Source organism: Achromobacter sp. 2789STDY5608615 (genome assembly GCF_001298995.1).
GTDB lineage: Bacteria > Pseudomonadota > Gammaproteobacteria > Burkholderiales > Burkholderiaceae_B > Achromobacter > Achromobacter insuavis.
In genome coordinates, this window is sequence record NZ_CYTY01000050.1 from 28,357 (window position 1) to 39,699 (window position 11,343).

The 11,343-nt window shown below is 70.7% G+C and carries 9 protein-coding genes; 7 read left to right on the top strand and 2 right to left on the bottom strand.

Annotation, left to right across the window (positions count from 1 at the left end):
* The 6 genes from AOZ49_RS27910 to AOZ49_RS27935 form a co-directional block, all read left to right on the top strand.
* A partial coding sequence (locus tag AOZ49_RS27910) for a type II secretion system protein GspK (protein ID WP_197286795.1) occupies window positions 1-261 on the top strand: 261 nt, incomplete at its 5' end.
* Window positions 258-1,250: a type II secretion system protein GspL gene (gene gspL, locus AOZ49_RS27915; RefSeq protein WP_054432023.1), complete on the top strand. Its 993-nt coding sequence runs from the start codon at window positions 258-260 to the stop codon at window positions 1,248-1,250. The genes AOZ49_RS27910 and gspL, both read left to right, overlap by 4 nt.
* Window positions 1,247-1,834: a type II secretion system protein GspM gene (gene gspM / locus AOZ49_RS27920; protein ID WP_054478997.1), complete on the top strand. Its 588-nt coding sequence runs from the start codon at window positions 1,247-1,249 to the stop codon at window positions 1,832-1,834. Before gspL ends, gspM begins: the two co-directional genes overlap by 4 nt.
* Entirely contained in the window at window positions 1,834-2,589 is a 756-nt protein-coding gene (gene gspN / locus AOZ49_RS27925) for a type II secretion system protein N (RefSeq protein WP_054432025.1), read from the top strand. The genes gspM and gspN overlap by 1 nt, the downstream gene beginning before the upstream one ends.
* A gap of 315 nt (window positions 2,590-2,904) precedes the next feature.
* Window positions 2,905-5,082 (top strand): TonB-dependent receptor plug domain-containing protein, encoded by a 2,178-nt coding sequence (locus AOZ49_RS27930; RefSeq protein ID WP_082380610.1) that lies wholly within the window; start codon window positions 2,905-2,907, stop codon window positions 5,080-5,082.
* Complete coding sequence (locus AOZ49_RS27935; RefSeq protein ID WP_054479001.1) at window positions 5,082-5,609, top strand: TlpA disulfide reductase family protein; 528 nt, start codon at window positions 5,082-5,084, stop codon at window positions 5,607-5,609. The genes AOZ49_RS27930 and AOZ49_RS27935 overlap by 1 nt, the downstream gene beginning before the upstream one ends.
* A 162-nt stretch (window positions 5,610-5,771) precedes the next feature.
* On the opposite strand, the gene gspE is transcribed toward AOZ49_RS27935, so the two are convergent.
* On the bottom strand, window positions 5,772-7,199 hold the full coding sequence (gspE, locus tag AOZ49_RS27940; RefSeq protein WP_054432028.1) for a type II secretion system ATPase GspE: 1,428 nt from the start codon (window positions 7,197-7,199) through the stop codon (window positions 5,772-5,774).
* On the bottom strand, window positions 7,196-9,811 hold the full coding sequence (gene gspD / locus AOZ49_RS27945; protein ID WP_054432029.1) for a type II secretion system secretin GspD: 2,616 nt from the start codon (window positions 9,809-9,811) through the stop codon (window positions 7,196-7,198). The genes gspE and gspD overlap by 4 nt, the downstream gene beginning before the upstream one ends.
* A 173-nt stretch (window positions 9,812-9,984) precedes the next feature.
* Between gspD and gspF the strand changes: the two genes are divergently transcribed.
* Window positions 9,985-11,190, top strand: a complete 1,206-nt coding sequence (gene gspF / locus AOZ49_RS27950) for a type II secretion system inner membrane protein GspF (RefSeq protein ID WP_054432030.1) — start codon at window positions 9,985-9,987, stop codon at window positions 11,188-11,190.
* Window positions 11,191-11,343: the final 153 nt, after the last annotated feature.

Below are 11,343 nucleotides of genomic sequence, written 5' to 3' on the forward strand. Positions count from 1 at the left end.
GCGGGCCTGTCGCTCAGCCAGGCCCGCGCCATCACCGGCGAACGCGATCGCGGCAACTGGTTCAACAACAGCGGCGACTTCGCCAACCGGCTGGCCGCCACCGGCGTCAAGACGCCCGCGCCCGCCGTCAGCACGACCAGCGGCTGGTTCCTGGCCAGCGGCGCGGTCGTTTACGAACGGGCTCGGGTCTCGATGCAGGCGCTGATCCGCAGCGCGCCGCCCGCCGCGCCCGACACCATCTGGACGAGAGAAACCCCTTGAAGAATTCCTTGCGCATCGCGCTGGCCCCGCTCGCCGAACTCGGCCCGGGCTCGCTGCTGCCCTTTGCCTGGTTCGACCGCCGCGGCCGCTGCGCGCGCCAGGGCGAGCTGACGCTGCACGCCCTGGGCCAGGCCTATCCGCAGGCCGCCTGCGAGGCCGTGCTGCACCCGGCCGACGTCATCGCCGCCACCGTCCAGGTGCCGGCCGTGGCCAAGGCGCGCTTTGCCGCCGCCGTGCGCGGCTCGCTCGAGCCGCTGGTGTTGAGCGACCTGGACGACCTGGCGATCGGCCATGGCCCGCGCGGCGCCGACGGCAACGTGGCGCTGGCCTGGGCGGCGCGCGAACCGGTGCGCCGCGCCTGGAGCCTGCTGAACGCGCAGGGCCTGCGTGCCCACGCCCTGATTGCCCCGCAGACGCTGGCGCCCGAAGACCTGACGCCGCTGCGCGATCCGGCCGACCCGCGCTGGCTGGCGCCATCGCCCTCGTGGTCGCTGGCGATGCCGCAGCTGGCGCCGGCGCGCGTATCGCGCTGGCGGCCGGTATGGCGCTGGAGCGCCGTCGCCGCCGTGGTCTGGATCGGCGGCCTGAACCTGCATGCGGCGCAACTGCGCGGCGAGGCGCAGTCGCTGCGCGACGGCATGCGTCGCCAGGTGCTGGCGGCGTTTCCCGAGCTGCCGGTGGTGCTGGACCCAGCCCGCCAGGCGCAGCAAGGCCTGGACGCGCTACAGAACCGCCGCGGCGCCGCCAACGCCGGCGACTTCCTGCCACTGGCGCGCGCCGCCGCGCAGACCCTGCCATTCGCCGCCGACAACGTCGCCCGCCTGTCCTATGCCGACCAGGCGTTGACCCTGCAGCTGGCCGACGCCGGCGCCCAGGCCCAGCGCGTGGCCGAAACGCCCGCGCTGGTCCAGCAGGCCGCCTCGCAGGGCCTGAAGCTGGAACGCGGCGATACCGACAACACCTGGCGCATCACGCGCAGCCAACCATGAAGCCCATTGAACGCCTGAGCGCCGCCTGGCGCGCCGCCCTCAAACCCCTGGCGCCGGCCGCCGACCGCGCGCGCCAGCGCTACCAGGCCCTGGCGCCGCGCGAGCGCCGGCTGGTCAACGGCGCCGGCGCCCTGCTGGGCGCGGCGCTGGTCTTCACGCTGCTGATCGAACCCGCGCTGGACTCGGCGCGCAAGCTGCGCGAGGAACTGCCGCGCCTGCGCGGCCAGGCCGCCGCCGTGGCGGACATCACCACCCAGGCGATGGCCCTGCGCGGCAAGGCCGCCGCGCCCGCCGCCGCCCTGCCGGCCGCCGCCGACATCGGCGCCAGCCTGGAACGCGCGGGCCTGCCGGCCGACCACTGGAAACTGGATCATCCCGGCCAGGGCGACAGCGTCACGCTGGCCGTGACCGAGGTGCCCTCGTCCGCGCTGCTGCGCTGGCTCGAGAACGCCGCCGGCGACTGGGGCCTGGCGGTCAGGCAGGTCGAGCTGACCCGCGCCGCCAACGTCAATGGCCGGCCGTTGCCCGGCCTGGTCAACGGCAGCATCAAGCTGGCCCTGCCGGCCCCGCGGGCCCGCTCCTGATGCGTCTGCCCCGCCTGCCCAAGCGCACCGGCCTGGCGCTGGCCTGCGCCGCCTGCGCCCTCACGGCCGCGGCCGCCGTGCTGCCGGCCCGCTGGCTGCTGGCCTTCCTGCCCGCCGACGCGCCGGTGACGCTGGCCGACGCCGCCGGCACGGTCTGGAACGGCAGCGCCTGGCTCGCGCTCGGCCCGCCCGGCGCGCGCCGCATGCTGCCGCAGGCCCTGCACTGGCAGTGGCGCTGGTCGTCGATGACGCTGGAGGTGTCGCATCCCTGGCTGCGCGGACCGGTGCGCGCCGGCCTGGGCTGGGACGGCCTGTCGCTGTCGGCGCAATCGCTGCGGGTGCCCGCCACGGTGCTGCCGGCGCTGGGCGCGCCCTGGAACACGCTGGCGCCCGAGGGCGCGCTGGAGATCAACTGGCAGGCGCTGCGCCTGGGCGGCGCCCTGCCCGACGCGCCGCTGGCCGAATTGCGCTGGCGCGACGCCGCCACCGCCTTGTCGCCGGTGGCGCCGGTCGGCACCTATGTGCTGCGGGTGCGCGGCAACGGCCGCGCCGGCGCCACGCTGGCGCTCAGCACCGAGAGCGGTCCGCTGGCCGTCACCGGCCAGGGCAGCGTCAACGCCCGCGGCGTGCGTTTCCAGGGCCAGGCGACCTTCGCCCCCGGCGCCAGCGAGGCCGACCGCGGCGCGCTCGACGGCCTCATGTCGACCCTGGGCCGGCGCAGCGACGACGTCGTGGTCTTCGGCACCGGCAAATAGTCCGCCTTTCACGGCCCTGGCGGCCGCCCTCGCCGGCGCACCGGTCACTATCAGACCGGCTGACGTTGACGCAAATTTTCATAAAACATAACGTTTTGAATAATTTCCGTCACGGCAGATCCGCGCCCTTCCATGAGCATTTCCCTGCGCCACACCGCTGCGTCCCGCCCTGCCTCGCGCAAGGCGCGGCCGCGTGTCGCGCCGCGCGGGCCCGGCACGGTTCCCTGTCTCAACTGAACGCGCCGCGGCGCGGGCGCCCCGCGCCTGCGCCGCGGCCGTCCGTTCCTGGAAACCGCACGCCCGATGCCTCTTGCCATGTCTTTCGCCTTCCCCTCCCGCACGCCCTCCCGCTTCCGGCTCGCCGCCCTGGCGGCGGCGCTGACCGCTGCCGGCGCCACGCAGGCCCAGACCACGGCGCCCGCCGACCACACCGCCACGCTACCGGCGATCACCGTCATCGACCGCTCCAACCAGGGATCGATGCGGCCCGGCGCCCTGCGCGACGAACTGGTCAAGACCGAATCCATCAGTGAACGCGCCATCGCCAAGGCCGGCGCCACCAACGTCAACGAAGCGCTCGACAAGAACCCCGGCATCGCCGTCCAGGTCGAATGCTCGATCTGCAACGTGCGCAACATCCTGCTGAACAACCTGCCCGGCCGCTACACCACGCTGATGATCGACGGCGTGCCGATCTTCTCCTCGGTCTCGTCGGCCTACGGCCTGGACAGCGTCAGCGTCTATGGCGTCGAACGCATCGACGTGGCGCGCGGCGCCGGCGCCAGCCTGATCGCGCCGGAAGCCCTGGCCGGCTCGGTCAACATCGTCACCAAGCGTCCGACCGAGGCCGAGAACCGCGCCCGCGCGCAGATCGGCAGCTTCGGCTCGCGCCAGGGCGACGCCTACCTGGCCCGCCCGTTCGAGGGCGGCGCCATCACGGCCTCGCTCAACTACAACACGCACGATTCGGTCGACGCCGACCACAACGGCATCTCCGAGTACACCGGCTACGACCGCCGCCTGGGCGGCCTCGGCTTCTTCCTGGACGACGCCGGCGGCTTCAAGGTGCGCGGGCGGCTCGATGTGGTCAACGAGAAGCGCGGCGGCGGCGCGCTGGGCACCGACTATTCGGCCATCAAGGACAGCACCTCGGGCAACCCCTTCGACTGGCGCGGCGGCGTGCACGGCTCGCCCGACCGCGACGGCTGGGTCAAGCCGGAAGACGGCAGCATCGTTGCCTACGATCAAGGCCCGGACGGCGATCGCGGTGGCCGCGGCGGCATGTCCGAGATCATCTTCACGGATCGCGTGCAGTTCATCTCCACCGGCGAAAAGCACTTCGGCGACAGCCTGTTGCGCCTGGCCGTCGGCGCGGCAGAGCACAAGCAGAACAGCTTCTATGAACTGGCCACCTACATCGCCCGCCAGAAGCAGTATTACGCCGAAGCCAGCTGGCAGACGCCCATCGCCGGCTGGTTGACCACCACCGGCGCCAACTTCCGCTACGAAGACCTGAAGAGCCACGGCAGCATGGAAGACGGCACGGCCGTGCGCGGCGTCGACGACTACACCTATCGCACGCCCGCGCTGTTCTTGCAGGCCTACCGCGCCTTCCTGGACGACGCGCTGGAAATCAACGGCTCGGTGCGCTACGACCGCCACAACGTATTCGGCGGCATCACCTCGCCGCGCCTGAATGCGCTCTATCACCACACGGCCCAACTCTCCAGCCGCTTCAGCATCGGCAAGGGCTTCCGCGCGCCCACCAGCTTCTTCGAGCAGGAACACGGCATCCTCAACACCATCCGCATCGACCGGCAGATCACCAAGCCCGAGGAATCCCTGAACGCCAGCTATGCCCTCAACTACGCCGACGACCGGCTGGCGGTGACCGGCTCCTACAACTACAACCACATCAAGAACTTCGCCATGCTCGATCCGGGCCAGACCGATGCCAACGGCGACCCGATCACGGTGTTCAGCAGCGCGCGGCAACCCGTCATCGTGCAGGGCGTGGACCTGACGCTGTCCTATCTGGTCACGCCCGCCCTGTCGGTCATGGCCGCCGCCGAGGGCTTCAACTACCGCTTCCCGGCGGGCACGCTGATCTTCGCGCGGCCGTACGCCAAGGCCTATCTCGGCCTGGACTACGATCGCGGCGACCTCGACCTCAATGCCAAGCTGGTCTGGACCGGCCCCATGAACCTGCGCAAGTTCCACGGCGACGGCTCGGACGGCCCGAACCGCTACAACCTCGACGGCACGCCCAAGCGGGACAAGAGTCCGGGCTTCTTCACGCTCGACCTGCGCGGTGAATACGCCATCAACAAGAACTTCACCTTCTACGCCGGTGTCGACAACGTGTTCGACTACAAGCAGTCGGACAAGGAAAGCCCGCTGTTCGTCGACAGCGCGGGCGAGATCGACGTGACGCAGCTGTGGGGGCCCAGCCGCGGACGCTACCTGTACGCCGGCACCAAGATCAGCTTCTGATGCGCCGCATGCTGCTGCGCGCCTGCCTGGCGCTGTGCGCCGCGCCGCTCATGGCGGGCGCACAGCCCCGGCCAGCCTCGCGTCCGCCGGTCGGCGTGGCCTGGGACTTCTCGCTGCCGACGCTGGCCGGCGACCGCTTCGTGCGGCTGGCGGCGCTGGACGGTCCGGTGCTGGTCAATTTCTGGAGCCGCGACTGCCCGCCGTGCGTCACCGAGCTGCCGCGGCTGCAGGCCTTCGCCGCCGATCATCCGGCGTGGACCGTCCTGCTGGTCAGCACCGATACGCCGGCCGCCGCGACCGAATTCACGCGGCGCCACGGCATCGCCCTGCCCGTATTGCGTCCGGGCGGCAACGTCGTCGCCCTGATGCGCGCCGCCGGCAATCGGGGCGGCGCCCTGCCCTTCACGGTGGCGACCCGCGCCGCCCGCATCTGCGACGGACAACTTGGCGCGCTGTCCGCGGCGGATCTGCAACGCGTCGCGGCCACCTGCGCGGCAGCGCCGGGCACGGCCACCACCGCGCCATGAACGCCTCTCGCCGGCCCCGACACGCGCGCCGCAACCGCCTGCGCTCACGCAGCGTTGCGCCGCCAGCGCGCCGTCCGCACCGCGTCCCTTGCTGGCAAGGCTGACCCGCCTGTCGCCGCGCGGGGTGGGCGACCAGGGCCTGTTTGGCGCCTCGCACAGACCCTAGGCGTCGCGCGTCACCCGCAGGATCTCTTCCGGCGAGGTCTCGCCGCTTTCGACCCAGCGCGCGCCGTCCTCGCGCATGCTGAGCATGCCGGCGGCGCTGGCGGCGCGGCGCAGTTCGCGCTCGTCGCTGCCTTCATGGATCAGGCGGCGCGCCTCGTCGTCCACGGTGAACAGTTCATGGATGCCGGAACGGCCGGCGTAGCCGGTGTGGTTGCAGGCCTCGCAGCCGACCGGCTGGAACACCCGCGCGCCATCCTGCATCGACGGCTTCTTGCAGGCCGGACACAGCTTGCGCACCAGCCGCTGCGCCAGCACGCCCAGCAGCGACGAGGACAGCAGGAACGGCTCCACCCCCATGTCGGTCAGGCGCGTCACCGCCGACACCGCGTCGTTGGTGTGCAGCGTGGCCAGCACCAGGTGGCCCGTCAGCGACGCCTGCACCGCGATCTGCGCGGTCTCCAGGTCGCGGATTTCACCGATCATGATGACGTCCGGATCCTGGCGCAGGATGGCGCGCAGCGCCAGCGCGAAGCTCATGTCGATCTTGGCGTTGACCTGGGTCTGGCTGATGCCCGCCAGGTCGTATTCGATCGGATCCTCCACCGTCAGGATATTGCTGGTGGAGGCGTCCAGCCGGCTCAAGGCCGCGTACAGCGTGGTGGTCTTGCCGCTGCCGGTCGGCCCGGTCACCAGCACGATGCCGTGCGGCTGGCGGATCAGGCGGTCGAGCTGGCGCAGCACGCCGGGCGCCATGCCCAGCTTTTCCAGCTGCAGGCGGCCGGCTTCCTTGTCCAGCAGGCGCAGCACCGCGCGCTCGCCATGGCCGGTGGGCAGCGTCGAGACGCGCACGTCGATCGGCCGGCCGCCCACCCGCAGCGCGATGCGGCCGTCCTGCGGCAGGCGTTTTTCGGCGATGTCCAGGTGCGCCATGATCTTGATGCGCGAGATCAGCGCCGCGTGCAGCGCCTTGCGCGGCGAGACCACGTCGCGCAGCGTGCCGTCGACCCGGTAGCGCACCACCGAATGGGTCTCGAACGGCTCGATGTGGATATCGCTGGCGCCGTCGCGCGCCGCCTGCGCGAACAGCGCGTTGATCATGCGGATCACCGGCGCGTCGTCCTGCGCGTCCAGCAGGTCGGCCACCTCGGGCATGTCCTGCAGCAGCCGGTCCAGGTCGATCTCGTTCTCGGCCACGCCCATCACCGAGGCGGCGTCCTCGGCGTGGCTGTAGGCGGCGGTCAGCAGCGTTTCCAGCGCCTCGTCGTCGACCCGCGCCACGGCGATGTCGCCGTGGCAGCGCTGGATCTCGCGCACGGCCCACTCGGGCGTGCGCGGGCTCACCGTCAGCTGCGCATGGCCGGCGCGCAGCGACAGCACCGCCCGCTGCGCGCGCGCCCAGGCATAGGGCAAGGGATGCGCGCTCATAGATGCGAGACCAGTTCGCCCTTGAAGCCCAGTTCCTTGAGCAGCGCCGTCGCGGTGGAGATGGTGCCGGGGTCCTTGGACACCTGGCTGCGCACCACGTAGCCCATGCCGCCCGGCCCCGTCTGCACGTAGGCCTGCAGCCCGCTGGCCTGCACCCGCTGGGCGATGCGGTCGGCCTCGGCGCGCGTCTTGACCGAGGCGAACTGCAGCGTCGCGCTGGCGCTCTCGGTTTCGCCGTAGAGCGAAGACGGATCGCGCGCCACGCTCACGCCCAGCGGCAGGCTGGCGCGGATCGGCTGCGCCGGGTCGCTGGTCTGGCGCGCCGCCGGATACTGGCGCACCGCGAACGACTCGACCGTCGTGGGCGGCGGACGCCGCATGGTCTCGGCCAGCTGGTCGGGCCGCATGTCATAGGCGTTGTTGGACACCGACGGCGCCGATCCCGACGGCGGCAGCATCGGCGCCTGCATGTTCGGCAGCAGCCAGTGGTCGCCCGGCTGCGCGTTGCCCTGGGCGCGGCGCATGTAGTCGTAGCGGTCCATCGTCACGCTGGCGCTCTGGCGCGCGTCGCGCACCACGTAGGGCCGCAGGAACACCATCAGGTTGGTCTTGGTGCGCTTGCGGCTGTCGTACTTGAACAGCGAGCCCAGCACCGGGATCGAGCTCAGGCCCGGCACGTTGTTGGAAGTCAGCGTCACGTTCTCTTCCAGCAGGCCGCCGAGCACGATGATCTGGCCGTCGTCGATCAGCACGCTGGTGTCGATGGCGCGCTTGTTGGTGACGATGCCGGTGGTGGCGGACGAACTGCTTTCGTCGATGCTGCTGACTTCCTGGTAGATGTCGAGCTTGACCGCGCCGCCTTCGGAAATCTGCGGCCGGATGTTCAGCTTCAGGCCGACGTCCTCGCGCTGGATGGTCTGGAACGGGTTGTTGTTGTTGCCGCCGTTGGTGACGTATTGCCCCGTCACGAACGGCACCGTCTTGCCCACCAGGATGCTGGCCGACTGGTTGTCCAGCGTCAGCAGGTTCGGCGTGGACAGGATGTTGGCTTCGCCGCTGTTCTGCATCGCGCGGGCCAGCACGCCCAGGTTGATGACCTTGTTGCCGAGCACGTCGACCGTGCCCTTGACCACGCCCAGGCTCAGCCCGCCGCCCAGCGCGTCGATCGAGGTCGGGCCTTTGCCCGAGAGGCCGCTGCCGCCCAGGTTGGTGCCGCCGATGAAGCTGGTGCCGCCGCCGTTGATGTTGCCGGCGCCGGTCATCCACTGGATGCCGAATTCGGCCGCCGCCTGTTCGCTGACCTCGACGATCAGGCTTTCGACCAGCACCTGCGCGCGGCGCTGGTCGAGCTGGTCGATGACTTCGCGCAGGCTGCGGTACAGCGGTTCGGGCGCCGCGATGATGAGCGAGTTGGTGGCCGGATCGGCCTGGATCGTCGCGCCGCCGGCGGAATACGACACCGCCTGGTTGCCGGAATCGTCGCGCGCGATGCGGTCCTGGTCGCCCGACAGGCCGCCCTTGGCGTTGCCGGACGAATTCGCCGCGTTGGAGGACATGCCCAGGCCGGTATTGCCGTTGCTGGCCGACGCCTGCGGCGGCCGGCTGCCGCCGCCCTGCCCGAGCGGACTGCCCGTGCCTGCCGTGGGGCCCGCTCCCGGCGCCGAGTTGGCCTGGCCGGTCAGCAGCCCGCCCAGCACTTCGGCGATGCGGGTGGCCTGCGCATTGCGCATGTAGACCACGTGCAGGTTGCCGGCGCGGTTCTGCTGCGCGTCCAGCTTGGTGATGAGGTCGCGCGCCAGGCGCGTGCGCGCCGGGCTGCCGGCGCGGATCAGCACGCTGTTGCTGCGCGGGTCGGCCACCACCGCGATGCGCTGCGTCGGGTCGCTGCTCTGCGTGTCCAGCAGTTGCGACGCCAGGATGGCGATGTCCGAGGCGATGCCCGAACGCACCGGCACCACATCGGTGTCGATCGAACTGGGCACGTCGATGCGCGCGATCACGGCCGCGATGCGGTCGAGGTTGTCGGCGTAGTCCGTCACCACCAGCGTGTTGTTGCCGGGATATGCGTTGATCGGGTTGTTGGGCGGCACCATCGGGCGCAGCACCGGCACCAGGTTGGCCGCGTTCTCGTACTTCAACGGGAACACCCGCGTCAGCATCTCGCCGCTGTTGCCCGAGCGGCCGCGCGCGAAGTCCGCCACCGGCACCGGCGCCTTGCCCGCGCCGCCGGCGGCGGGCGCCGGGCGCGGATCGCCCACCACCGCGCTGCCCTGCAGCTTGGCGTCGGCCTCCGGCACCACGCGCGTCACGCCGTCCACATCGACGATCGCGAAGCCTTGCAGCCGCAGCGCGCCGGTCAGCATCGACAGCGCCTGCGCGCTATCGACCGGCCGGTCCGACACCAGCGTGAGCTTGCCCTTCACGCGGGGATCCACCAGGAAATTGCGCTTGGTGAACAGCGACAGCGCACGCAGCACGGCGGGGATGTCCGTGTCGACGAAGTTCAGGCTGACGCGATTGTCCGCCTGTTGAGCTTGGGCCTTGCCGGCCATGGGTCCGAGTTGGCTTGCCGCGAGCAAGACCGCAAGGCTGAGTTGCGCGATATGACGCATGACGAGATGTGCCTGAGACGTGAAGTCGTGTGAAAAAACGTGAAAGCGCGTCGGAGTATACGGGGTGACACTGCAACACTACGGTCATAATCCAAAGGCAAGGTGACGGGCTGCAAAGCCTTGATTTACGGGCCTTTCGCGCCAACCGGCGCAAGCCCGCAGCGACCTCCACCATGCCATCCTTTCGTTACGAAGCGACTGACGCGCTCGGCAAAATCGTGCAGGGCACGATCGACGCCGACAGCGAGCGCGGCGCCCGCAACCAGTTGCGCGGCCGCGGCCTGTTGCCCCTGTCCACCTCTCCCGCCGCGCGCGCCGAAGGCCTGGGCGCCGCCCTGCGCACGCGCCTGTCCGATGCCGACCTGGCCTGGCTCACGCGCCAGCTCGCCAGCCTGCTGGCCGCGCGCCTGCCGCTGGACGCCGCGCTCAGCGCCACGCTCGAACAGGCCGAGAAAAAACACATCGCCGCCACGCTCGAAGGCGTGCGCGACGACGTGCGCGCCGGCCACCGCCTGTCCGCCGCGCTGGCCTCGCGCCCGCGCGACTTCCCCGAGATCTACCGCGCCCTGATCGGCGCCGGCGAGGAATCCGGCGACCTGGCGCAGGTCATGGAGAAACTGGCGGACTACATCGAAGAGCGCAACACCCTGCGCAGCAAGGTCATGACGGCGTTCATCTACCCCGCCGTGGTCGCCTGCGTCTCCGTCATCATCGTGATCTTCCTGCTGGGCTACGTCGTGCCGCAGGTGGTGTCGGCCTTCAACCACGCCAAGCAGCAGCTGCCGCTGCTGACCCGCATCATGCTTGGGCTGTCCGACTATGTGCGTGAATGGGGCCTGGCCACCGGCGCCGCCATCGCGCTCGCCATCATGCTGTGGCGCTATTCGCTGCGCGTGCCCGCCGCGCGCCGCGCCTGGCACGCCCGCGTCCTGCGCCTGCCCCTGGCCGGCCGCTTCGTCCTCGGCGTCAACGCCGCCCGCTTCGCCTCGACCCTGGCCATCCTCTGCGGCAGCGGCGTCGCCCTGCTCACCGCCCTCGACGCCGCCCGCCGCACCCTCGGCAACGACGTCCTGCGCGGCGCCGTCGACGAAGCCGCCGCCCGCGTGCGCGAAGGCGCCTCCCTGTCCGCTTCGCTAGCCGCGCAGAAAGCCTTCCCCTCACTGCTCATCCACCTCATCGCCAGCGGCGAAAAAACCGGCCAGCTCCCCGAACTGCTCGACCGCGGCGCCCAGAACCTGTCCCGCGACCTCGAACGCCGCGCCATGGCCATGACCGCCCTGCTGGAACCCGCCCTCATCCTGCTGATGGGCGGCTTCGTCCTCCTGATCGTGCTGGCCGTGATGATGCCGATCCTGGAAATGAACCAGCTGATCCGCTAAGCGCACAAAAAAGAAAAGGCCCGCATCCAAGCCGCGGGCCTCGCAGGATCAATAACAAGGAAATCGAACAACCGCCAACCCGCGCATTGGCACACCGCGGAACAGCTGGAATAACAGCGCGCGGAAAAACAGAAAAGTGAACGCCAAAGAAAA

Excerpts from the sequence above, each read along its gene's own strand:
- gspD (WP_054432029.1), bottom strand. The coding sequence starts at position 9,811 with ATGCGTCATATCGCGCAACTCAGCCTTGCGGTCTTGCTCGCGGCAAGC.
- gspM (WP_054478997.1), top strand. The coding sequence starts at position 1,247 with ATGAAGCCCATTGAACGCCTGAGCGCCGCCTGGCGCGCCGCCCTCAAA.
- AOZ49_RS27935 (WP_054479001.1), top strand. The coding sequence starts at position 5,082 with ATGCGCCGCATGCTGCTGCGCGCCTGCCTGGCGCTGTGCGCCGCGCCG.
- gspF (WP_054432030.1), top strand. The coding sequence starts at position 9,985 with ATGCCATCCTTTCGTTACGAAGCGACTGACGCGCTCGGCAAAATCGTG.
- gspE (WP_054432028.1), bottom strand. The coding sequence starts at position 7,199 with ATGAGCGCGCATCCCTTGCCCTATGCCTGGGCGCGCGCGCAGCGGGCG.
- gspN (WP_054432025.1), top strand. The coding sequence starts at position 1,834 with ATGCGTCTGCCCCGCCTGCCCAAGCGCACCGGCCTGGCGCTGGCCTGC.
- AOZ49_RS27930 (WP_082380610.1), top strand. The coding sequence starts at position 2,905 with ATGTCTTTCGCCTTCCCCTCCCGCACGCCCTCCCGCTTCCGGCTCGCC.